Consider the following 21,644-nt stretch of genomic DNA (forward strand, 5'->3'; position numbering starts at 1 on the left):
GGAGAGTGCAAGCGGAACCATGAAAAATCATGGCCCCGCCCGAAGCGTCGCTAGAATTGCGCGGCCGCCGATTTCAGGCCTTGGCGTAGCCGAGGCTCTGCAGCGCCAGCTTGATCTCGTCCAGGATGGCGGGATCGTCGATGGTCGCCGGCATCTTGAACGGCTTGCTGTCGGCGATCGACACCATGGTGCCGCGCAGGATCTTGCCCGAGCGGGTCTTGGGCAGGCGATTGACCACCACTGCCAGCTTGAAGGCTGCCACCGGGCCGATCTGGTTGCGGACAAGCTGGACGCATTCCTTGACGATCTCGTCATGCGGCCGGTCGGTGCCGGCGTTCAGGCACAGGAAACCCAGCGGCACCTGGCCTTTGAGATCATCGGCAACCCCGATCACCGCGCATTCGGCCACATCGGGGTGGGAGGCCAGAACCTCCTCCATCCCGCCGGTCGACAGGCGGTGGCCGGCCACGTTGATCACGTCGTCGGTGCGCGCCATGATATAGAGATAGCCATCTTCATCCATGATCCCCGCGTCGCCGGTCTCATAGTAGCCCGGGAAGTTGGTGAGATAGGATTTGATATAGCGATCCTCGGCGTTCCACAGCGTCGGCAGGGTGCCCGGCGGCAGCGGCAGCTTGATGGCGATGGCGCCCAAAGTGCCCGGTTTCACCGGATGCCCGCCCTCGTCGAGGATCTTCACGTCATAGCCCGGCATCGGCACCGAGGGGGAGCCGAGCTTGACCGGCAGTTCCTCGATCCCCATCGGGTTGGCGGCGATCGCCCAGCCGGTTTCGGTCTGCCACCAATGGTCGATCACCGGCACGTTCAGCTTGGTCTGCGCCCAGGTGATGGTATCGGGATCGGCGCGTTCACCGGCCAGATAGACCTGCTTGAGACAGGAGAGATCGTATTTTCCGACCAGCTCGCCCTTCGGATCCTCGCGTTTGACGGCGCGGAAGGCGGTCGGCGCGGTGAAGAAGCTTTTCACCTTATGCTCCGAGATCACCCGCCAGAAGGTGCCGGCGTCGGGGGTGCCCACCGGCTTGCCCTCGAAGACGATGGTGGTGTTGCCGTGGATCAGCGGCGCATAGCAGATATAGCTGTGGCCGACGACCCAGCCCACATCCGAGGCGGCCCAGAACACATCGCCGGGGTCGACGTTGTAGATGTTCTTCATCGTCCAGTTCAGCGCCACCAGCTGACCGGCGGTGTGGCGGATCACCCCCTTGGGCTGGCCGGTGGTGCCGGAAGTGTAAAGGATATAGGCCGGATGATTACCCTCGACCGGCACGCATTCCGCCGGTTCGACGCCATATTGGAAGCCGTGCCAGTTGAAATCGCGGCCCTCTTCCAGATGCGCGACTTCCTGTTCGCGCTGGAAGATCACGCAGAAATCCGGCTGGTGGGTCGATTGCGCCAGCGCGCCGTCGAGCAGCGGCTTGTAATGCACCACGCGGTCGGGCTCGATCCCGCAGGAGGCGGCGATGATGCACTTGGGTTTGCAATCGTCGATCCGCACTGCCAGTTCATGCGCGGCAAAACCGCCGAAGACCACGGAATGGATCGCGCCGATGCGCGAACAGGCCAGCATCGCCTCGAGCGCCTGGGGGATCATCGGCATGTAGATGATCACGCGGTCGCCCTTTTCGATCCCTTTGGCGCGCAGTGCGCCGGCCAGGCTCGCCACCCGGTTGCGCAGTTCCACGTAGGAAATCCAGCGCTTGGTCTGGGTGACGGGGCTGTCGTGGATGATGGCGATCTGTTCGCCGCGGCCGGCCTCGACGTGACGGTCCACCGCGTTCCAGCAGGTGTTGACCAGCGCGTCGGAAAACCATTCGTAGATCGGCGCCTTGTCGTCGAACAGCGCCTTCGAGGGGGGCCTGACCCAGTCGATCGACTGGGCTGCGTCCATCCAGAAGGCCTCGGGGTTCTGTTGCCAGCCCGCGTAGACGTCCTTGTATGCCATGGTATTCCCTCCTCTTGCGTCCCCGTTTTGTTACGAGCCGCTTTCCCCCTGGGCAAGCCACCTGCGGGGCCCAGCGTCAGTTTATCGCAATAAAATTGCTGGGAGGAGGGGGAGGGGGCAGGAAAATTTTGCAAATACAGTAAAGGCTCTGAATTTACAGCAAATGATCCGGTGAGTTTGCAAAATAAAAGGCGGGCGGAAGTTGCAAACTTCATCGCCCGCCTGATTCGCTGTCAATCGTTCGCGCCGAGAGGGCTCAGCCGTAATGCGCCACCGGCGTGCCGGCGATGGCGCTCATGTTCAAAAGCCCCCGCGTGGTGATCGAGGGCGTCACGATATGCGCCCGGTTCCCCATGCCCATCAGGATCGGCCCGACTTCGAGCCCGCCGCCTTTCATCTTCAGGATGTTGCGCACACCCGAGGCCGCATCGGTATTGGCGAAGACCAGCACATTGGCCGAGCCCTGCATGCGGGTGTCGGGGAAGATCCGCTCGCGCAGCTCGGGGTCAAGGGCGGCGTCGATATGCATTTCGCCCTCATAAGAGAAGTTGCGCGGCTCGGAATCGAGGATCTCGAGCGCGGCGCGCATCCGCTTGCCGGTGTCGCAGTTGAGGTTGCCGAACTGCGAATGCGAACAGAGCGCGATGTTCGGGGTCAGGCCGAAGCGGCGCACATGGCGGGCGGCGCCGATCACGGTTTCGGTGATCTGTTCCGGCGTCGGTTCGGAATGCACATGGGTGTCGGCGATGAACAGCGGCCCGTCTTCGAGGATCATCAGGCTGAGCGCGCCGACCGGGTGCAGGTCGGCGGTGCCCAGCACCTGCTGCACATAGTTCAGGTGCCACAGGTACTGGCCGAAGGTGCCGCAGATCAGGCTGTCGGCCTCGTCCCGCTGCACCATGACGGCACCGATGGCCGTGGTATTGGTGCGCATGATGGCGCGGGCCAGGTCGGGGGTGACGCCGCGCCGTGCCATCAGCGAATGATAGGTGCCCCAATAGTCGCGATAGCGCGGGTCGTCCTGCGGGTTGACGATCTTGAAATCGCGTCCGGGCCGGATCGTCAGCCCATAGCGTTCGCAGCGCCGCTCGATCACGTCCGGGCGGCCGATCAGGATCGGGGTTTCGGTGGTTTCCTCAAGCACCGCCTGCGAGGCGCGCAGCACGCGTTCGTCCTCGCCCTCGGCGAAGACGATGCGGCGGCTGGCGGTGCGGGCGGCGTCGAAGACCGGGCGCATCATCATCGCCGATTTGAACACCGAGCCGTTCAGCTTCTGCTTATAGGCCTCGATATCCTCGAGCGGGCGGGTGGCGACGCCGCTGGCCATGGCCGCCTTGGCGACCGCGGTGGCGACGGTGCTGATCAGCCGTGGGTCAAAGGGTTTCGGGATCAGATAATCGGCGCCGAAGGTAAGCTGTTCGCCGCGATAGGCGGCGGCGGCCTCGGCGCTGGTGGTGGTGCGGGCAAGCTGGGCAATGCCTTCGATGCAGGCAAGCTGCATCTCGTCATTGATCTCGGTGGCGCCGACATCCAGCGTGCCGCGGAAGATGAAGGGGAAGCAGAGAACGTTGTTGACCTGGTTGGGGTAATCCGACCGCCCCGTCGCGATGATCGCATCGGGCGCCACCGCGCGGGCCTCTTCGGGCAGGATTTCCGGGGTCGGGTTGGCCAGCGCGAAGATGATCGGGCGCGAGGTCATCTTGGCCACCATCTCGGGCGTCAGCACATTCGGGCCGGAGAGGCCGAGGAACATGTCCGCCCCTTCGATCACCTGGCTGAGATCGCGCAGATCGGTCTTTTGCGCATAGGCCGCCTTCTGCGGGTTCATGTCCTCGTTGCGGCCCTCGTGGACCAGGCCGTGAATGTCGCAGAGCCAGACGTTTTCCCGCTTTACCCCCAGCTTCAGCAGCATGTTCAGGCAGGCGATGCCGGCCGCGCCGCCGCCGGTGGAGACGATCTTGATATCCTCGAATTTCTTGCCGGCGACGTGCAGCGCGTTCTTGGCGGCCGCGCCGACCACGATGGCGGTGCCGTGCTGGTCGTCGTGAAACACCGGAATGTTCATCCGCTCGCGGCAGATCTTCTCGACGATGAAACACTCGGGGGCCTTGATGTCCTCGAGGTTGATGGCGCCGAAGGTCGGTTCCAGCGCGCAGACGATCTCGGCCAGCTTTTCGGGGTCAGGTTCGTTCAGCTCGATATCGAAACAGTCGATATTGGCGAATTTCTTGAACAGGACCGCCTTGCCTTCCATCACCGGCTTGGAGGCGAGCGCGCCAATATTGCCAAGCCCGAGCACGGCGGTGCCGTTGGTGACGACGGCGACCAGATTGCCGCGCGCGGTATAGCGCGCCGAATTGGCCGGATCGGCCTTGATCTCGAGGCAGGCCTCGGCCACGCCGGGGGAATAGGCGCGGCTGAGATCGCGGCCGTTGGCCATCGGCTTGGTTGCCCTGATCTCGAGTTTTCCGGGTTTCGGGAATTCGTGATAAAACAGGGACGCCTGACGCAAATTCTGGTGGTCGGTCATCTGGGGTGCTCCGCTGGGGATATAGTTTAATATTAAACCTCTTTTTCGGCGGGCGAAACCACCGAAATCACGGACGCGGCGGACACCGGCTCAGCGCCGACGGGGTCTCTGCGCCGGCGCCCCCTCTTGCATCCTCGGGTCAGGGCCGCAAGATGGGCGAAAAATTCCGGAGAGTCTCATGTCCCTGAAAACCGCAGCCACCGCCGTTTTCCAGAATGCCTATGCGCCCTATTCCAAGTTCAAGGTCGGGGCGGCGATCCGCGCGGCTTCGGGGGTGATATACTCCGGCTGCAATGTCGAAAATGTGTCCTATCCCGAAGGCACCTGCGCCGAGGCCGGCGCGATCGCGGCCATGGTTGCCGCCGGCGAAACCGCGCTGACCGAGGTCTATGTGATCGCCGATTCCCCGATGCCGGTGTCGCCCTGTGGCGGTTGCCGGCAGAAGCTGGCGGAATTCGGCAAGGGCCACGTGCCGGTGATCATGGGCACCATCGCCGGAGAGGAACAGGTGATGACCCTGGCCGACCTGCTGCCGGGCGCCTTCAACACCGACCACATGAAAAAGAGCTGATCCGATGAGCGATGCACGTGCGATCCTGTCCCGGCTGCGTCGGGGCGAGGTGCCGTCGGTCGAGGACCTGCGCTGGTTCGCCGAAGGCCTGGCCGATGGCCGGGTCAGCGACGCCCAGGCCGGGGCCTTTGCCATGGGGGTCTGTCGTGGCGATCTCGGGGCCGAGGGGCGCACCGCGCTGACCCTGGCGATGCGCGACAGCGGCGATGTGATGGACTGGGCGCTCGACGGTCCGGTGGTGGACAAGCATTCGACCGGCGGGGTGGGGGATTGTGTCTCTCTGGTGCTGGCGCCGGCGCTGGCCGAATGCGGCGCCTATGTGCCGATGATCTCGGGCCGGGGGCTGGGCCATACCGGCGGCACGCTCGACAAGCTGGAGGCGATCCCCGGCGTCACCACCCAGATCCCGCAGGAGGTTCTGCCGCAACTCGTCGCCAAGGTGGGCTGCGTGATCGCCGGGGCCTCGGCCCGGATCGCGCCGGCGGACAAGCGGCTCTATGCGGTGCGCGATGTGACCGGCACGGTCGAAAGTCTCGATCTGATCACCGCCTCGATCCTGTCGAAGAAACTGGCCGAGGCGCCGCAGGCGCTGGTGCTGGATGTGAAGCTGGGCAGCGGGGCTTTCATGAAGACGGAAGGCGAGGCGCGGGCCCTGGCGCGGGCCCTGGTCGAGACTGCCAATGCGGCGGGCTGCAAGGCCTCGGCGTTGATCACCGACATGTCGCAGCCCTTGGCGCCGGCGCTGGGCAACGCGGTCGAGGTCGACGCGGCGCTGCGGGTGCTGACCGGGGCCGAGGCGGGGCTGCTTGCCGATCTGACGGCGGCGCTGGGCGGGCAGGTTCTGGTCGATGCCGGGCTGGCGGCGGAGGCAGAGGCCGGTGCCGCGCGGATCCGCGCGGTGATCGCCGATGGTCGCGCGGCAGAGCGGTTCGGCCGGATGATCGCGGCGCAGGGCGGCCCGATGGGCTTTGTCGACAACTGGGCGCGCTATCTGCCCGAGGCGGATGTGATGCACGAGGTCACGGCGCGGGACGAAGGTTTTGTCACCGCCATTGATGGCGAGGCGCTGGGTCTGGCCGTGGTGGCGCTGGGCGGTGGGCGTCAGGTGGAACACGACGTCATCAACCCCGCTGTCGGCTTGTCCGAGGTGATCCGGTTGGGCGCGAAGGTGGGCCGGGGCACGCCGCTGGCCATGATCCACGCCGCGCGTGAGGATGCGGCGCGCCGGGCGGCGCAGGCGGTGCGGGCGGCGATCACCATCGGGGCGAAACCGGCCCCGGTGCCGGCGCTGGTGCGCGAAAGGATCAGCCTGTGAGCCGCGCCTTCCTTGTGGTGATGGATTCCGTCGGTATCGGCGGCGCGCCGGATGCCGACCGTTTCTTCAACGGGACGCTGCCCGACAGCGGCGCCAATACGCTGGCCCATATCGCCCAGGCCTGCGCCGCGGGGCGCGCCGATCAGGGCCGCGCCGGCCGCCTCTGCCTGCCCAATCTCGACGCACTGGGGTTGGGGGCGGCGGTGCGCCTTGCCTCAGGCGCCGATGTGCCGGGGCTGGGGGCAGAGCCGCAAGGCCTCTGGGGCGCGGCGACCGAGGTGTCGCCGGGCAAGGATACGCCCTCGGGGCATTGGGAACTGGCCGGCCTGCCGGTGCCCTGGGACTGGCACTATTTCCCCGACACGATCCCCGCCTTTCCTCCCGATCTGAGTGCGGCTGTGGCCCGCGTCGCCGGCACCGATGGCATTCTGGGCGATTGCCACGCCTCGGGAACCGAGATCATCGCGCGCCTTGGGGCCGAGCATCTGCGGACCGGCTGGCCGATCTGCTATACCTCCGCCGACAGCGTGTTCCAGATCGCCGCGCATGAGGACACCTTCGGCCTCGACCGGTTGCTGAAACTCTGCGCCGATGTGGCGCCGATCCTGCATGCGATGAAGGTCGGGCGGGTGATCGCGCGGCCCTTCATCGGCAACGCCGAGGCCGGGTTCACCCGCACCGTGCATCGGCATGACTATGCCATCACCCCGCCGGCGCCGGTCTTGACCGATTGGGTGCAGGCCGGGGGTGGCAAGGTGCATGCGGTGGGCAAGATCGGCGACATCTTCTCGATGCAGGGCATCGACGATGTGGTGAAAGGCCCCGATGCCGATCTGATGCGGCAGCTCTCCGCCCTGGTCGACAGCGCCGAGGAGGGTAGCCTGACCTTCGCCAATTTCGTCGAATTCGACAGCCTCTTTGGTCATCGCCGCGATATCGCCGGCTATGCCCGGGCGCTGGAATGGTTCGATGCCGAGATTGGCGCGATCCTGCCGCGGCTGCGGCCCGGCGATCTGATGATCCTGACCGCCGATCACGGCAACGACCCGAGCTGGAGCGGCACCGACCACACCCGCGAACGGGTGCCGGTGCTGGGCGCAGGGCGCGGGGGCAAGGCGCTGGGGCAGGTGGGGTTTGTCGATGTCGCCGCCAGCATCGCTGATCATCTGGGGCTGGCAGAGCGGGGGCCGGGGCGAAGTTTCCTTTGAGCCTTTCGGACGCCTTGCCGCTTGCGGGCGGGGGCGCGCCCGGCCTAATACGGAAAAACTGCCACAGACTGTCCGGAGACCCCCATGCACGCGCTTCACGATCTGCTCACCGTCGTCGATCACCCGCTGGTTCAGCACAAGCTGACCTTGATGCGGGACAAGGGGGCGTCTTCGGCCGAATTCCGCCAGCTGCTGCATGAGATCACCCTGCTGATGGCCTATGAGATCACCCGCGAGATGCCGATGACCACCCGCGCCATCGAAACCCCGCTGGAGGAGATGGACGCGCCGATCCTGGCGGGCAAGAAGCTGGCGGTGGTGTCGATCCTGCGGGCGGGCAACGGCATGCTCGACGGTGTGCTGGAACTGGTGCCTTCGGCCCGGGTCGGCTTCATCGGCCTTTACCGTGACGAAGAGACGCTGAAGCCGGTGCAATATTACTTCAAGGTGCCCGAGGGGCTGAACGATCGCATGGTGATCGTGGTCGACCCGATGCTGGCCACCGGCAACAGCTCGGCGGCGGCCATAGAGCTGTTGAAACAGGCCGGCGCCAGCGATATCCGCTTTCTCTGCCTGCTGGCCGCGCCCGAAGGCGTCGCCCGCATGAAAGAGGCGCATCCCGACGTGCCGATCGTCACCGCCTCGCTCGATCGCGGGCTGAACAGCAAGGGCTATATCATGCCCGGCCTGGGCGATGCCGGAGACCGGATGTTCGGCACGAAATAGCTGTGCCAAAGGCGGAACTGTCCACTTTACTCACCCGTGGAATTGCGGCATCCTTAAGGCATATGTTGTGGGGGTGCCGATGAATTTTACAAGGGTTATGGTGGCCACATTGATCGCAGCCGCGGTCGGTACGCTGTCGGCCGAGGCGCAGAGCCTGCAGGCCGAGGCGGCGGTCGCCCCGGCTGAATTTCCCCCGGCCTCCTTCACCGGCACCCAGTATGTCGACAGTCGCGGCTGCATCTTCATCCGGGCTGGCATCGACGGCAATGTGACCTGGGTGCCGCGGGTCACGCGCTCGCGGCAGTTGATCTGCGGCTATCAGCCCAGCCTCGGCACCCAGGCGGCGGCGGCTGCCGTATCCGCCCCTGCCGCTCCGACCACGCCGGCGCGGGCGCCGGTTGAGATCACCCTTGCCCCCGAACTGCGGCCGGCAGCGTCGCCACAGCCCGCGACGGTGGCCGCCGCCGCGCCGCGATATCAACCGGCCGCACCGGTGCCGCAGCCGCATGCCGCGGCGGCGACCCCGCGCTACCAATCGGCACAGTCGGCACCGCGGTATCAGCCGGCTCCGGTCCATGCGTCGGGGCCAGGCGCGTCACGGGTGGCGCATGGGCCTTGCCCGGATGCCTCGCCGCTCAGCCAGCAATATATCAACAATTCCCCGGACGTGCGCTGCGGGCCGCAGCGGGAACCGCAGGCGCTGGCCTATCGCCGCAGCGGCCTGCAACTTTCGTCCGTGCAGCCCTATTATCCGGCCGGCACCCGGGTGGTGCCGCGCCATGTCTATGATGCGCGTCAGAATACCGCCGATGTGACCGTGCCGCCGGGGTATCGCCCGGTCTGGACGGATGATCGGTTGAACCCGCATCGTGCTGAGGTCACTTTGGTGCCGGCGCAGATCAGTGCGGCGCCCTATGTGCCGGCCGGCTATCTGCAGACGGTGCGTGACGACGATCGGTTGAACCTGCGCCGCGGGATCCGGACCGAAGGTGGCGATGCCCAGACCGATTTGATCTGGACCAAGACCGTGCCGCGGCGTCTGGTGAAAGTGCCGACCGATCGCCCGGTGATCGCGGTGCCCGATACTCTGATCGCAACCGATGCGCCGGTGGTGCGGGTATCGACACGCTCCGCCCGGGAAGACCGCAAGACCGAGTTCGTCGGGCGATAAGCCTGGCGGCAGGGCGGCGCTTCAGCCGCCGCAGATGCCTTGCAGCAGCACCCAATCCCGATCCGGAAGCACCGGATCGGTTTCCTTGCCGGCCATCGGATCACCCTCGATCAACCCCAGGGTCGCCTCGCCCGTGGTGTCGAGCGCATAGGCGTAGGGCGAGGAAGAGAGCTTCGCCCGGGCGAAGGCCTCCAGAAGCGTCGCTTCCTTCAGCTTCGGGCGCGGGGCGATCAGAACATGTTCGGCATAGCCGTCCAGCGTGCCGCGGGTGATCTCGCCCGTGGTGAGCAGCCGGAAGGCCGCCAGCGGTCCGCCAAAGTGCAGCAGATCGGCCAGCGGGTCGTTCTCTGCGGCGCGGACCTGTTCGGCCAGGATGAAACCGGCGGTGACGGCCGGATCCTCATAGCCCTCGATCAGATCGCGGTTCAGCAGGATGATATTGCCGGGCAGATGCAGGGTGCCGGGCACGCCGGTACGCAGAACCACCAGCCGGCCGGCGCCGGTGCGCCGGGCGAGACGCCGCAGAGCCGGCGCGCTTTCCGGGGTCTGACAGGCCTGTCCCGCCACCCGCTCGATCCGGGTCAGCAGGGTCTGGCCGATTTCCTGACGTTTGATCGCGGGGACGACCTGGGTGGTGTGGCGCAACAGCGCCCCGGGCAGCCAGAGCAGCAGGAGCAGCAGAACCGCGCCGATGCTGGCGCTGACGCTGGCGACGCGCAGCCGGCCCGGGCGCGGCCGCGACCGCGCGATGGCGCTGCGGACCCGCTCAATCGCGTCGATCATCGCATCTTCGCTCTCGGCCAGTTCCAGTGTCTCGTCGGGATCGCCGTCAGGGTGATAGATCGCGGGCAGAGTGCCGGGATTCTGCCGGTCGACGGCGGCCAGCGACCAATGGGTCAGAGGGCGGTCAGCCATGTCGGTGATCGTCAGAGTTGCCTCGCCGATCGAGACAATCACCTCGCGGCGCTGATCTTCGGGGACGCGGCGCCAGAGGCCGCTGGCTTCAAGCCGTTCATATTCGCGCAGCGCCGTCATGTCGGGTGCTTCTGCCGTGCCTCAGGTATTTTTGTTTCACCCTAGCACGGCGCCCGCCCGGGCAGCAAACGGCTTTGCCCCGGGCGCGAAAGTCTGGGTAAGTCTGGGTAGGTCTGGGGGCGGGTCAGCTCAGGACGGTTTCAGACCCATCTTCGCGAAGATCATCGCCGCCGGGCAGAAGCCGGTGAAGGAGGATTGCAGCAGGTTGGCGCCGACGAAGACGGTCAGCCAGACCCAATAGGGCGACACCCAATAGGTCAGGGCGACCGACAGCAGAACCATGAAGCCCGCGAAGGCGGTGACAGCGTTATGGATGGTCATGTCCGAGTCCTTTTGACTAGCCGGCGCCGCCGGGGCGCCTTTGTATTCCAATTTAAGAATGCGTTTGATCTTTTGCAAGCCCGGAACGCGGCAAGGCGGGCAATTCCCGGTGTTGGGACGGCGGCTGATCCACCGGCGCATATGACGGAATATTCCCTCGCGTCATTTCGCGATGATGTCGCTTTAGGCGCAGATGGCGCGCCCCGAGACTGGCAAGACGGAGGCATGACACATCTTGCGACTCTGCCCGGCGACAACCGCCCCCTGACCGCCGCTGCGGTGATGATCTGCGCCATGACCATCGCGGGGGTGGCCGACAATGTGATCCCGCTGATCTCGGCCGAGATCGGGCTCTGGCAATTCCACCTGACCCGGGCGCTGCTGGCCCTGCCGCTGCTGGCGGCGCTCTCGGCGCTGGGGCTGGGGCGGTTCTGGCCGCGTCGCTATGCGCCGGTGGCGCTGCGCAGCCTGCTGTTGGCGGTGTCGATGATGTTCTATTATGCCGCCCTGTCGCTGATGCCGATCGGTGAGGCGCTGGCGGGGCTGTTCACCTCGCCGATCTTCATCCTGCTGATCACCGCGCTGGGCCTCAGGCAGCGGATCGGGCCCTGGCGCATCCTGGCGGTGGCGCTGGGCTTTGCCGGCATCCTCTTCGTGCTGCGCCCCGATCCGGCGCATTTCGACGGCTCGATCCTGCTGGCGGTGGCGGGGGGCCTCTTCTATGCGCTGGGCTCGATCGCCACCCGCAGCCTCTGCGAGGGGGAGAGCACGGTGGCGCTCTTGGCCGGGATGCTGGTCGCCATGGCGCTGATCGGTGCCGCCGGGGTTGCCGTGCTGGCGGTCTTTCCGGTCGAGGCGGCGCCGGGCGCCGCGGGCTTCGCCCTGCGCGGCTGGGTCTGGCCGATGGCAAGCGTGCTGCCCTGGGTGGCGGTGCAGGCGCTGGGGGTGGTCGGCGGCGTCTTCCTGATCATCAAGGCCTATCAACTGGGCGAGGCCTCCTATGTCGCGGTCTTCGAATATTCGGTGATAATCGTGGCGCCCTTCACCGCCTGGATTCTTTATGGCCAGGCGATCGAGCCGGCGCAGGCGATCGGGATCGCGCTGATCGTCTCGGGCGGGGGGATCATTGCGATCCGGTCGAAATAGGCTAGCCTGCCGCTCATGATCCTGAGCCCCGGGCGCGGTTACGTCTTCATCCATATTCCCAAGACGGGGGGCACCTCGCTGGCGCTGGCGCTGGAGGCGCGGGCGATGAAGGACGATCTGATGCTGGGCGACACGCCGAAGGCGCGGCTGCGGCGGCGCCGGCTCAAGGGGGCGGTGGCGCGCGGCCGGTTGTGGAAGCATTCGACGCTTGCCGATATCGAAGGGCTGGTGCCGGCGGCCACGCTCGATGGGCTTTTCGCCTTCACCCTGGTGCGCAACCCCTGGGCGCGGGCGCTGAGCTATTATCGTTGGCTGCGGTTGCAATCCTTCGACCACCCGGCGGTGCGGCTGGCCAGCGGGCTGGCGTTCGAGGGCTTCGTCACCCATCGCGACACCCGCGCCGCCTTTCGCGCGCATCCCTATGGCTCCTACATGCGCCGATCTGACGGGCGCGAGCAGTGCGATGCCTATATCCGGCTTGAACATTTCGACGCGGATGCCCAGCCGCTGCTCGCCCATCTGGGCGTCTCGCTGCTATTGCCGCATGTGAACCGCTCCGGTGCCGAGCCCGCCTACCAGCCCGCCTATAGCCCGCTGGCGGCGGAGGCCGTGGCCGAGGCCTGCGCCGAGGATGTCGCGCGCTTCGGCTACGGGTTCGACTGAGCCCTTCGAACGGTGCGCCCGGGCGAGGGGCGGGGCATTTGAGTATTCTTGCAAAGACGAAGGGGGGCGTGGAAGCTCCGGCCGGTTGGCGCGGAGCGCGAGAAGACACCCATGGCGATGCGGGATCAGTTTTCCGCCTGGCCCGGGATTGCGGGGACCCGGGAAACAATGACACGAGTTTTCCCCATTTCCGGCTCACCTCCGGCCCTCTGGGGAGGCTTTATGGCGCGATGACGATCTGTGCCGCGCCCTGCTGGGGCGCTGAAGGAAGGGCCCTTTCATGCTGAAACTGCTGCGCGATCTGGTCCGGGGCGAGCCGTTGGACGAAGAGGTCCAGCGCCCGCTCGAGGGGATGCTGATCACGGGGCAGGCCGGGCTGGTGGCGGGTACCCGGGTGGCGACCGATCGCGGCTGGCGGCCGGTCGAGGCGCTGCGCGTCGGCGACCGGGTGCTGGGTTTTGATCGTGGGTTTCAGCCGGTGATCGACGTGCAGCGCGATCATCTGAGCCTGGGGGAGGAGCGTCGCGCGGGCGGTTGCCGGGCGCTGCGGGTGCCGCCGCGGGCGCTGGGCAATCAGGCGCCGCTCTGGTTGATGCCGGATCAGGGGTTGCTGCTGGAAAGCGAGGCGGCGCAGGCGATGCTGGGCGAGGCTTTCGTCGTGGTTCCGGCCCGTGCCCTGTCGGGGCAAAGGCGCATTGCCGAGGCCGAGGTGGGGCCTGAGCTGGAGAGCGTCACGCTGGTCTTTCCGCAGGAAGAGGCGATCTATGTCGAAGGGGGGCTGCTGGCGCTTTGTCCGCAGCCGCAGACGCCGCTCGCCGCCGTCGATGCGGTGGAGGAGGCGGGCTATTTCCGGGTGCAGACCCTGCAGACCGCGCGGTTTCTGGTCCGCAGCCTGATCGAGGGGGGAGACGCCACGGCGCTGGGCTATGCCCCGGAGGAGATCGCGCAGCAGGTCGCGGCGGCGCGGCGGGGCACGCGCCTGGCGGGTTAGGCGCTGCCGCTTTCGATTGACCTGCGCGGACAAATCGCGCAGGACTGGGCAACCGGCCATGGCCGCTGCAACCTATGGATTTCGCATGAGCTTTTCCTCCGATGCCGCTGAAACCCTTGGCCTTCAGGCGCTGGGCTGGCTTGTCTCGAACGAGGAGCTTCTGCCGGTTTTCCTGGGCGCCAGCGGCGCCGGGCTGGACGAGCTGAAATCGCGTGCGACCGATCCGGTCTTTCTGGCGGGGGTGCTCGACTTCCTGATGATGGACGATGCTTGGGTAATGGCCTTTTGTGACAGCCTCGGGATCCCATATGATAGGTTGATCAAGGCTCGCGCCGCCCTGCCGGGTGGCGCCCAGATGAACTGGACCTGAGCCGCCGAAAGGAGCGCGCCGATGCCCGTTGATGCCATTCTCTTCGACAAGGACGGCACGCTGTTCGATTTCGGCGCCACCTGGAACGTCTGGGCCCGGCGGGTGATCGACGAACTGGCCGAGGGCGATGCCGCGCTGACCCGCGCGATGGCGGCGGCGGTGTGCTTCGATCTGGATCGCAACAGTTTTCTGCCCGACAGCCCGGTGATCGCCGGCACCAACCGCGAGGCGGCGGAATACTTGGCTGGCGCCCTGCCGCATCGTAGCGTCGAGGAGATCGAGGCGCATCTGACTCGCAGCGCCGCCGAGGCGCCGCTGGCGCCGGCGGTGCCGCTGGCAGAGTTCCTTGACGCGCTGGCGGCGCGTGGCATCAGGCTCGGGGTGATGACCAATGACACCGAATACAGCGCCCGGGCCCAGCTTGGTGGCGCCGGGGTGCTGGACCGCTTCGACTTCATCGCCGGGTTCGACAGCGGCTTTGGTGCCAAGCCCGCACCCGATCCGTTGCTTGCCTTCTGTGACGCGGTCGGGGTGGCACCGTCGCGGACCGCGATGGTGGGCGACAGCACCCATGACCTGATCGCCGGGCGTGCCGCGGGCATGGCGACGCTGGGGGTGCTGACCGGCATGGCCGGGGCGGAGGAGCTGGCGCCGCATGCCGATGCGGTGCTGCCCGATATCGGCCATATCCCCGACTGGCTGGCGGCGCGCCGCTGATCCTTTCGAGGGGCGTGAGGATCGCCGACCCGACAGCAACAAATCTTGCCGTAGACTGAGCGGCGCTCTGGCCGTGGCTGGGGCCTTCTGTCCTGCGGCAACCGGCTGGAGGGAGGCATGGCGGACAGCGCGACTCTCTCATAACGCACGGTGGCGTCGGCTCGGGGTCCCGCCTCCGCAGGAGCGTTATGCCACAGCCCTCCATCAACCGTTTCCAAGCGATTGGCGCAACTCCGAAGGGGGCGCCGGGGCGGTTTGGACACCGCAACGCGCGCATCTGGTGTCGAAGGCGATTCTGGTCAGCTTCGAAGCCCCGCCGATGGTTCCGGCCATTCGCGCCGAGCTGGCCGAATTCGGTGCCCGCCGCAAGGACGCAGGAGGGGCTCCGACAGATTTCCGAAACGCGCCTTCCCTTCTGGGTTGTGTCGACGAGGGTTTCGCCTGGAAAGTCGGGCCGGGACGACCGTTTGTTGGAGCTTTGTTAATCAATTTTCGGCCATGCTTCCCGCACGGCAACCTCGGAGGTGCGCATGCACGGTCTGATCAACAGGGCGATCCAGTCCTTCGTCTGCAACACATATGGTGAAGATCGTTGGCGCGACGTGACCGAGGCCGCTGGCCTGAGTTTTTCGGACTTCGAGGCGATGCTGACCTATGAGGACGATCTGACCGACAATGTGCTCGACGCGCTCAGCGGTGAATTGCGCCGTGACCGCTCTGAGATACTGGAGGATCTGGGCACCTATCTGGTGTCGCATCCGGCGGTCGAGGCGTTACGGCGCCTGCTGCGGTTCGGGGGGGAGACCTATGTCGATTTCCTCTATTCCCTGGACGAGCTGCCAGGGCGGGCGCGGCTGGCGGTGAACGATCTGATCCTGCCGGCGATGGAGCTGCGGGAAATTCGCCCGGGGCAGTTCAGCCTGACCTGTGCGCCTGGGCTGCCGGGGTTCGGCTGGGTCATGATGGGTATCCTGCGGGCGATGGCGGATGATTACGGTGCCCTGGTCATGCTTGAGCATGCCGGTGCCCGCGACGGGGCCGAGGTGATCGCGATCACCCTGGTCGAATCCGCCTTCAGCGAGGGGCGGAGTTTTGAGTTGGGAGTGCGCGTGGGATGATCGAGAACCATGATTTGATCCGCATGCTGGACATGCTCTGTCCGATGTACATGCTGCTGGACGAGCAGGGGGTGATCACCCGGGTGGGACCGACCATGCAGAAGATCCGCCCCGATCGCGAGTTGAAAGGCGAGAAGTTCCTTGATCTCTTCGATCTGGCGCGGCCGCGCTGCGTGTCTCAGTTCTCGGATCTTCTGGCGGCCAAGGGCGGCAAGCTGAACCTGAGTTTCCGCGATGCCCGCAAGACCACCCTCAAGGGGCTGGTCGTGGGGATCGAGGGCGGCGCCGTGGTCAAGCTGTCCTTCGGCATTTCCGTGGTCGATGCGGTGCGCGATTTTCATCTGACCAGCGCCGATTTCTCCTCGACCGATCCGGCGATCGAGTTGCTCTATCTGGCCGAGGCGAATTCGGTGGCGATGGAGGCCTCGCGGCAGCTGAACCTGCGGCTGCAGGCCGCCAAGATCTCGGCCGAGGAACAGGCCTTTACCGACACGCTGACCGGGCTGAAGAACCGCCGGGCGATGGAACATGTGATGGCGCGCAAGGCCGGCGGCGGTATGCCCTATGCGCTGATGCATATCGACCTGGATTTCTTCAAGCAGGTGAACGACACGCTGGGGCATGCGGCGGGCGATTACGTGTTGCAACAGGTCGCCCGGGTACTGGTCGAGGAGACCCGGCGTGAAGACACCGTGGCGCGGGCCGGCGGCGACGAATTCGTCATCATCTTCGATCACCTCACCGACCGGCCGCGGTTGCAACGTATCGCGCGCCGGCTGATCGACCGGATCGAGCAGCCGATGCGCTTTCATGGGCAGAGCTGCCGGATCTCGGCCAGCATCGGCATCGCGATTTCGACCGAACAGCCAGCGAGCGATCCGCTCAAGCTGCTGGATCAGGCCGATGTGGCGCTCTATGCCGCCAAGCGCGGCGGTCGCGCCGGGCTGCGGTTCTACAGCCCGGGAATGGAAACGCTGGAGCCCGAGCAGATCGAGACCATCGACCGCGCCCGCTTCGGCTGAGCCTCGTTTCGCATCGGCGATCCGACGCCGGGGCGGGGCGGTGGGCTGGTGAACATCTTGACAGAAAGCCCCCCTGGGGATCATCCTTTTGCCTATCTACTGAGCGCATTTCGACGGGTCGCGCTCGTTGGGCGTCTGTCGCCGGAACGAGAGGCGAGCGGTTCGCCCATTTGAATGAGGATTTGAGATGTTGAAACGTAATCTTTGCGCATCGATCGTCGTTGCCAGCACGATCGTGGTGAGCGCCGGCCGTGCCCAGGCGAATGACGCGACCTCTCTGATCGGGGGGGCGATCCTGGGCGGGATCATCGTCAACGAAGTGAACAAGAACAAGCAGCGCCAGCAGCAGCAACAACAGCAACTGCTGCAGCAGCAGCAGCAACAGCAGCAACAACAGAATTCCACGGTGCGGCGTAGCTCGGTCTCGTCGTCGCAGCGCGAGGCGAACCGCCAGGTGCAGGTGGCGCTGAACTATTTCGGCTATAACGTCGGCACCCCCGACGGCGCGCTGGGCAGCAACAGCCGCAACGGCATCCGCCGCTATCAGGCGGACATGGGCTATGGGGTGGATGGCTATCTCGACCCGCACGAGCAGGACTTCCTGCTGGCCAGCTATCAGCGCGCGCTCTCCAGCGCCCAGATGGCGCCCTACAATCAGATCGTGGCGACCCAGGGCTATCCGGGCCTGCTGCGCACCTATCGCAACGAACAGCTTGGCATCGCCACGCCGGGGACGCAGATGGCGGTGACCCCCGCGCCGGTTCCGATGCCCACCCAGCCCGAGCCGGTCAGCACCCGCGCCGATACCGGGGCCGCACTGCCGAGCTTTGGCTTCCAGGCGCCGCAGAACTCGATGCGCGGCCAATGTGATCAGGTCAACGTGCGTACCGCTGCCAATGGCGGGCTGAGCGCTCCGGGCCAGATCTCCGACCCGACCCTGGCGCTGAACGAACAGTTCTGCCTGGCCCGCACCCAGGCGATGTCCGACACCTCGCGGATCGAAGCGACGATTCCGAACATGAGCCAGGATCAGATCGAGGCGCAATGCGCCGGTCTGGCCCAGGCCATCGCGCCGCAGATCGCGGCCATCGGCAGCACGCCGGCGGCGCAGGTGATTGCCTCGACCAAGGCGTTTCTCGACGGGTCGGGCCAGCCGATGGCTCAGGTGATTTCCGGCGGCAAGGTCTGCCTCGGTGCCGGTTATCGCGCCGATGACGCGGAAATGGCGCTGGCCTCCGCCGTGCTGCTGACCGCGGCCGGGGAGGGTGGCTATGGCGAGATGGTCAGCCACCAGCTGCGCGAAGGCTTCGGCACGGCGCCGGCCGCGCCCCAGGTGGCGGCAAGCTGGATGCAGGTGGCGCTGGGGTCGACCCCGGTGCTGGGCCAGACGCCGGAACGTCTGGCCGTGCTCAAGGCCACCAGCGGCGGCATCGTCCCGGTGTTCCCGACCGTCTCGGGCAACTGAGCCTTAGATATGGATTGAAGAAAGGCCCGTCCCCCGGTGGGGCGGGCCTTTTGTCATGCAGGTGTTCCAGTTGCCAAGTGATGCATTCGAGGTCTGCGGTGCGCGGCGAGGCGCCCACTTTGGGGGGAGTATGGCGGGGCGGCCGGCCCCTTACACATCCAGCTCCTCGACGAACCGCGCGTTCTCCTGGATGTACTGGAACCGCAGCTCGGGTTTCTTGCCCATCAGCCGTTCCACCAGATCGCCGGTCTCGCCCGGTTCGTCCTCGTCGATGGTGACCCGGATCAGCTTGCGCGATTTCGGATCCATGGTGGTTTCCTTCAGATCCTTGGCATCCATCTCGCCCAGACCCTTGAACCGGCTGACGTCGATCTTGCCCTTGCCGCCCAGTCCCTTCTCCAGCCAGATGTCGCGCTCCGCCTCGTCCAGCGCATAGATGCGGCGGGCGCCTTGCGTCAGGCGGAACAGTGGCGGGCAGGCCAGATAGAGGTGGCCGGTGTCGATCATCGGCCGCATCTGGGTGAAGAAGAAGGTCATCAGAAGCGAGGCGATATGCGCCCCGTCGACGTCGGCGTCGGTCATGATGATGACCTTGTCATAGCGCAGATCGTCGATGTTGAACTTGCTGCCGAGCCCGACGCCCAGGGCCTGGCTGAGGTCAGAAATTTCGGCGTTCGACCCCAGTTTGTTGGAGGCCGCCCCCAGCACGTTGAGGATTTTGCCGCGCAACGGCAGCAGCGCCTGGGTCTTCCGGTCCCGTGCCATCTTGGCCGAGCCACCGGCCGAGTCGCCTTCGACGATGAACAGCTCGGTCCCCTCACGCACGTTGGAGGAACAATCGACCAGCTTGCCGGGCAGGCGCAACTTCTTGGTGGCGGTCTTGCGGGCGGTTTCCTTTTCCTGACGGCGGCGCAGCCGTTCCTCGGCGCGCAGCACCAGGAAATCCAGGATGGCGCCGGCGCTCTTGGTATCGGCGGCCAGCCAGTTGTCGAAATGGTCGCGCACCGCATTCTCGACCAACCGCTGCGCCTCGACGGTGGCGAGGCGATCCTTGGTCTGGCCGACGAATTCGGGTTCGCTGATAAAGCAGGACACCAGCGCGCAGCCGCCGGTGGTCAGATCCTCGCGGGTGATCTCCTTGGCCTTGCGGTTGTTCACCAGCTCGCCATAGGCGCGGATGCCCTTGAGGATCGCGGCCCAGAAGCCGGCCTCATGGGTGCCGCCTTCGGGGGTCGGCACGGTGTTGCAATAGGATTGAATGAACCCGTCGCGGGATGGCGTCCAGTTGATTGCCCATTCCACCTTGCCCGGCACGCCGAACCGTTCGGTGAAATCGACGGTGCCGGAAAACGGCTGGTCGGCATAGGTCGAGACGCCGGCCAGCGTCTCCTTCAGGTAATCCGCCAGGCCGCCGGGGAAATGGAAGGTGGCCTCAAGCGGGGTCTCGCCATCGTCGATTTCGGATTTCCAACGGATTTCCACGCCGGAGAACAGATAGGCTTTCGAGCGGATCGACTTGAACAGCCGCGCCGGCTTGAAGCGATGCGAGCCGAAGATCTCCGGATCCGCGTGGAAGGTGACCGTGGTGCCGCGCCGGTTCGGTGCGGCGCCGATCTTCTCCACCGGGCCTTGCGGAATGCCGCGGGAGAATCGCTGTTCGTAAAGCGTCTTGTCGCGGGCCACCTGGACCACCATCAGATCCGACAGCGCGTTGACCACCGAGGCGCCAACCCCGTGCAGACCGCCGGAGGTCTGATAGGCCTTGCCAGAGAATTTGCCGCCCGCGTGCAGCGTGCAGAGGATCACCTCAAGCGCCGATTTGCCGGGAAACTTCGGGTGCGGGTCGACCGGAATGCCGCGGCCGTTGTCCTTGACGGTGAGCGAATAATCCGCGTGCAGCTCGATCTCGATCCGGTTGGCATAGCCCGCCACCGCCTCGTCCATCGAGTTGTCGAGGATTTCGGCCACCAGATGGTGCAGCGCCCGCTCGTCGGTGCCGCCGATATACATGCCGGGGCGCTTGCGGACGGGCTCCAGCCCCTCCAGCACTTCGATCGAGGAGGCATCATAGGTGGCGGATTCGGTCCCGGAAAGGAGATCGTCAGGCATCGGCTGCTGCTCATTCTTGTTGGTTGGCGGCCAGTATGCCAGAGCTGCCGGTCGGGGGAAAGTGGGGCCTGTCACTGGCAATGACCTGAGCCCCTGATCCTCCTTCTGGTTTGGTGCAGAGTCTGTCCCAACCATCAAACCCCGCGCCCGTACTTTCAGTGAGGTTCGTGAGAGATACGTATTTCTCCCTTGATCGGAAAAGGTTGGCTCCATCTGACGCCCTCTCCAACTTCATTCATGAAATGAAGTTCTCTCGAACGAATGGGATGTCACGGATCACGCCACTGATCCCCGTCTGAAGGGAGGCGCTCTCAGGGCCGGTCGCACCACTCCAGGACGGCGCGCGCCACCTGTTGCGGGATCTGATGGCAGATCCAGTGATCGGCGCCGTTGAACTCCACCCGGGTCAGATCGGGGGCGTAATCCTCAAGACCTTCGGTCGCCTCGGGCAGCAGGGCGGTATCTCCCAGCCCCCAGAGCAGCAGATGCGGGCAGCGCACCATCAACCTGTCCTTCGGCGGCTCGGGCAGATCGGTGATCGGCTCTCCCGGTTTCGCCACCTGCAGGGGCGAGGCGCGATACCAGTGGATCATCGTCTTCAGCCGGCCGGGGCGCGACCATTCGGTGACGTATTCGGCCAATTTCGCCGGCGTCATCCAGGCGTGGTCCATCTTCGCCAGGAACAGGGCCTTCATCTTGGCGAAGTCATCGGCGGCAAGCCGATCCTCGGACCCGTCGTGGCGCAGCATCAGGATATATTGCGACGCTTCCGCCTGGGCGCCGCCCCGGGCCAGCGCGCGCTGGAAGGGGACCGGGTGAACCCCGTTGGCGATGATCAGCCGGCGGACCAGTTCGGGGCGGAACATCGCCAGCCCATAGGCCACCGCCGCGCCCCAGTCGTGGCCCATCACCGTCAGCGGGCCGCCGCCCAGGTGGTCGATCAGCGCCGCCATGTCGCCGACCAGTTGCGAGCCGCGATACATCGACACATCGTCCGGCGACCAGCTCTGGCCATAGCCGCGCTGATCCGGGGCGACGCAGTGAAAGCGTTCGGCCAGCAGCGGTGCCAGCTCGGCCCAGGCGCCGCCGTATTCGGGGAAGCCATGCAGCAGCAAAAGCGGCGGATTCGCCGGATTGCCCCAGCGGCGCAGAAGGAACGGGTGGCCGTTCAGATCAATACTCTCGGTTTTCATGGCGCCA

20 protein-coding genes are annotated in these 21,644 nt (G+C 66.0%); 14 read left to right on the forward strand and 6 right to left on the reverse strand.

Going from position 1 to position 21,644, the window contains the following annotated elements:
* Positions 1–73 precede the first annotated feature (73 nt).
* Complete coding sequence (prpE, locus tag ACN0V4_RS14295; RefSeq protein ID WP_417677235.1) at positions 74–1,966, reverse strand: propionate-CoA ligase PrpE; 1,893 nt, start codon at positions 1,964–1,966, stop codon at positions 74–76.
* 256 nt (positions 1,967–2,222) lie between these two features.
* Positions 2,223–4,496 (reverse strand): NADP-dependent malic enzyme, encoded by a 2,274-nt coding sequence (locus tag ACN0V4_RS14300; RefSeq protein WP_417677237.1) that lies wholly within the window; start codon positions 4,494–4,496, stop codon positions 2,223–2,225.
* Between the two features lie 178 nt (positions 4,497–4,674).
* Between ACN0V4_RS14300 and ACN0V4_RS14305 the strand changes: the two genes are divergently transcribed.
* The 5 genes from ACN0V4_RS14305 to ACN0V4_RS14325 all read left to right on the forward strand — a co-directional run bounded on the left by ACN0V4_RS14305 (position 4,675) and on the right by ACN0V4_RS14325 (position 9,487).
* Positions 4,675–5,067, forward strand: a complete 393-nt coding sequence (locus tag ACN0V4_RS14305) for a cytidine deaminase (RefSeq protein WP_417677239.1) — start codon at positions 4,675–4,677, stop codon at positions 5,065–5,067.
* 4 nt (positions 5,068–5,071) lie between these two features.
* The gene (locus tag ACN0V4_RS14310; protein WP_417677241.1) at positions 5,072–6,382 is read left to right on the forward strand and encodes a thymidine phosphorylase; all 1,311 of its coding nucleotides are present in this window, start codon (positions 5,072–5,074) and stop codon (positions 6,380–6,382) included.
* Entirely contained in the window at positions 6,379–7,590 is a 1,212-nt protein-coding gene (locus ACN0V4_RS14315) for a phosphopentomutase (protein ID WP_417677243.1), read from the forward strand. The genes ACN0V4_RS14310 and ACN0V4_RS14315 overlap by 4 nt, the downstream gene beginning before the upstream one ends.
* Before the next feature lie 84 nt (positions 7,591–7,674).
* Positions 7,675–8,316 carry a uracil phosphoribosyltransferase gene (upp, locus tag ACN0V4_RS14320; protein WP_417677245.1) on the forward strand — a complete coding sequence of 214 codons (642 nt, stop codon included), beginning with the start codon at positions 7,675–7,677 and terminating at the stop codon, positions 8,314–8,316.
* Between the two features lie 100 nt (positions 8,317–8,416).
* Positions 8,417–9,487: an SPOR domain-containing protein gene (locus ACN0V4_RS14325; protein WP_417677247.1), complete on the forward strand. Its 1,071-nt coding sequence runs from the start codon at positions 8,417–8,419 to the stop codon at positions 9,485–9,487.
* Positions 9,488–9,508: 21 nt separating this feature from the next.
* On the opposite strand, the gene ACN0V4_RS14330 is transcribed toward ACN0V4_RS14325, so the two are convergent.
* Together ACN0V4_RS14330 and ACN0V4_RS14335 are read right to left on the reverse strand one after the other, a co-directional pair.
* A complete protein-coding gene (locus tag ACN0V4_RS14330; protein ID WP_417677249.1) occupies positions 9,509–10,522 on the reverse strand; it encodes a hypothetical protein in 1,014 nt (337 codons plus the stop codon).
* 129 nt (positions 10,523–10,651) lie between these two features.
* Positions 10,652–10,843, reverse strand: a complete 192-nt coding sequence (locus tag ACN0V4_RS14335; protein ID WP_028093584.1) for a DUF2892 domain-containing protein — start codon at positions 10,841–10,843, stop codon at positions 10,652–10,654.
* Between the two features lie 225 nt (positions 10,844–11,068).
* Here ACN0V4_RS14335 and ACN0V4_RS14340 point away from each other — a divergent pair, with 225 nt between their 5' ends.
* The 9 genes from ACN0V4_RS14340 to ACN0V4_RS14380 all read left to right on the forward strand — a co-directional run bounded on the left by ACN0V4_RS14340 (position 11,069) and on the right by ACN0V4_RS14380 (position 18,335).
* Entirely contained in the window at positions 11,069–11,989 is a 921-nt protein-coding gene (locus tag ACN0V4_RS14340; protein WP_417677251.1) for a DMT family transporter, read from the forward strand.
* Between the two features lie 15 nt (positions 11,990–12,004).
* Positions 12,005–12,652, forward strand: coding sequence for a Type II secretory pathway, pullulanase PulA (locus ACN0V4_RS14345; RefSeq protein WP_417677253.1), 648 nt, complete (start codon positions 12,005–12,007; stop codon positions 12,650–12,652).
* Between the two features lie 280 nt (positions 12,653–12,932).
* On the forward strand, positions 12,933–13,643 hold the full coding sequence (locus ACN0V4_RS14350) for a Hint domain-containing protein (protein WP_417677255.1): 711 nt from the start codon (positions 12,933–12,935) through the stop codon (positions 13,641–13,643).
* An 85-nt stretch (positions 13,644–13,728) separates the two neighbouring features.
* Positions 13,729–14,013, forward strand: coding sequence for a DUF3572 domain-containing protein (locus ACN0V4_RS14355; RefSeq protein WP_417677257.1), 285 nt, complete (start codon positions 13,729–13,731; stop codon positions 14,011–14,013).
* A 21-nt stretch (positions 14,014–14,034) separates the two neighbouring features.
* Entirely contained in the window at positions 14,035–14,730 is a 696-nt protein-coding gene (locus tag ACN0V4_RS14360; protein ID WP_417677259.1) for an HAD family hydrolase, read from the forward strand.
* Positions 14,675–15,316 carry a trimethylamine methyltransferase family protein gene (locus ACN0V4_RS14365; protein ID WP_417677601.1) on the forward strand — a complete coding sequence of 214 codons (642 nt, stop codon included), beginning with the start codon at positions 14,675–14,677 and terminating at the stop codon, positions 15,314–15,316. Before ACN0V4_RS14360 ends, ACN0V4_RS14365 begins: the two co-directional genes overlap by 56 nt.
* Entirely contained in the window at positions 15,261–15,848 is a 588-nt protein-coding gene (locus ACN0V4_RS14370) for a heme NO-binding domain-containing protein (RefSeq protein WP_417677261.1), read from the forward strand. The genes ACN0V4_RS14365 and ACN0V4_RS14370 overlap by 56 nt, the downstream gene beginning before the upstream one ends.
* The gene (locus tag ACN0V4_RS14375) at positions 15,845–16,870 is read left to right on the forward strand and encodes a diguanylate cyclase domain-containing protein (RefSeq protein ID WP_417677263.1); all 1,026 of its coding nucleotides are present in this window, start codon (positions 15,845–15,847) and stop codon (positions 16,868–16,870) included. Before ACN0V4_RS14370 ends, ACN0V4_RS14375 begins: the two co-directional genes overlap by 4 nt.
* Before the next feature lie 187 nt (positions 16,871–17,057).
* Positions 17,058–18,335 (forward strand): peptidoglycan-binding domain-containing protein, encoded by a 1,278-nt coding sequence (locus tag ACN0V4_RS14380; RefSeq protein ID WP_417677265.1) that lies wholly within the window; start codon positions 17,058–17,060, stop codon positions 18,333–18,335.
* A gap of 150 nt (positions 18,336–18,485) precedes the next feature.
* Here ACN0V4_RS14380 and parE read toward each other — a convergent pair whose 3' ends face one another.
* On the reverse strand, positions 18,486–20,444 hold the full coding sequence (parE, locus tag ACN0V4_RS14385; protein WP_417677267.1) for a DNA topoisomerase IV subunit B: 1,959 nt from the start codon (positions 20,442–20,444) through the stop codon (positions 18,486–18,488).
* Positions 20,445–20,755: 311 nt separating this feature from the next.
* Positions 20,756–21,637, reverse strand: coding sequence for an alpha/beta fold hydrolase (locus ACN0V4_RS14390; protein ID WP_417677269.1), 882 nt, complete (start codon positions 21,635–21,637; stop codon positions 20,756–20,758).
* Positions 21,638–21,644: the final 7 nt, after the last annotated feature.

This window comes from Pseudodonghicola sp., assembly GCF_048268305.1.
Taxonomy (GTDB): Bacteria; Pseudomonadota; Alphaproteobacteria; order Rhodobacterales; family Rhodobacteraceae; genus Pseudodonghicola.

What these genes read in the sequence shown, in the direction of transcription:
- prpE (WP_417677235.1), bottom strand. Translation starts at nt 1,966, where the DNA reads ATGGCATACAAGGACGTCTACGCGGGCTGGCAACAGAACCCCGAGGCC.
- ACN0V4_RS14300 (WP_417677237.1), bottom strand. Translation starts at nt 4,496, where the DNA reads ATGACCGACCACCAGAATTTGCGTCAGGCGTCCCTGTTTTATCACGAA.
- ACN0V4_RS14305 (WP_417677239.1), top strand. Translation starts at nt 4,675, where the DNA reads ATGTCCCTGAAAACCGCAGCCACCGCCGTTTTCCAGAATGCCTATGCG.
- ACN0V4_RS14310 (WP_417677241.1), top strand. Translation starts at nt 5,072, where the DNA reads ATGAGCGATGCACGTGCGATCCTGTCCCGGCTGCGTCGGGGCGAGGTG.
- upp (WP_417677245.1), top strand. Translation starts at nt 7,675, where the DNA reads ATGCACGCGCTTCACGATCTGCTCACCGTCGTCGATCACCCGCTGGTT.
- ACN0V4_RS14330 (WP_417677249.1), bottom strand. Translation starts at nt 10,522, where the DNA reads ATGACGGCGCTGCGCGAATATGAACGGCTTGAAGCCAGCGGCCTCTGG.
- ACN0V4_RS14335 (WP_028093584.1), bottom strand. Translation starts at nt 10,843, where the DNA reads ATGACCATCCATAACGCTGTCACCGCCTTCGCGGGCTTCATGGTTCTG.
- ACN0V4_RS14340 (WP_417677251.1), top strand. Translation starts at nt 11,069, where the DNA reads ATGACACATCTTGCGACTCTGCCCGGCGACAACCGCCCCCTGACCGCC.
- ACN0V4_RS14345 (WP_417677253.1), top strand. Translation starts at nt 12,005, where the DNA reads ATGATCCTGAGCCCCGGGCGCGGTTACGTCTTCATCCATATTCCCAAG.
- ACN0V4_RS14350 (WP_417677255.1), top strand. Translation starts at nt 12,933, where the DNA reads ATGCTGAAACTGCTGCGCGATCTGGTCCGGGGCGAGCCGTTGGACGAA.
- ACN0V4_RS14355 (WP_417677257.1), top strand. Translation starts at nt 13,729, where the DNA reads ATGAGCTTTTCCTCCGATGCCGCTGAAACCCTTGGCCTTCAGGCGCTG.
- ACN0V4_RS14360 (WP_417677259.1), top strand. Translation starts at nt 14,035, where the DNA reads ATGCCCGTTGATGCCATTCTCTTCGACAAGGACGGCACGCTGTTCGAT.
- ACN0V4_RS14365 (WP_417677601.1), top strand. Translation starts at nt 14,675, where the DNA reads ATGCGGTGCTGCCCGATATCGGCCATATCCCCGACTGGCTGGCGGCGC.
- ACN0V4_RS14370 (WP_417677261.1), top strand. Translation starts at nt 15,261, where the DNA reads ATGCACGGTCTGATCAACAGGGCGATCCAGTCCTTCGTCTGCAACACA.
- ACN0V4_RS14375 (WP_417677263.1), top strand. Translation starts at nt 15,845, where the DNA reads ATGATCGAGAACCATGATTTGATCCGCATGCTGGACATGCTCTGTCCG.
- ACN0V4_RS14380 (WP_417677265.1), top strand. Translation starts at nt 17,058, where the DNA reads ATGTTGAAACGTAATCTTTGCGCATCGATCGTCGTTGCCAGCACGATC.
- parE (WP_417677267.1), bottom strand. Translation starts at nt 20,444, where the DNA reads ATGCCTGACGATCTCCTTTCCGGGACCGAATCCGCCACCTATGATGCC.
- ACN0V4_RS14390 (WP_417677269.1), bottom strand. Translation starts at nt 21,637, where the DNA reads ATGAAAACCGAGAGTATTGATCTGAACGGCCACCCGTTCCTTCTGCGC.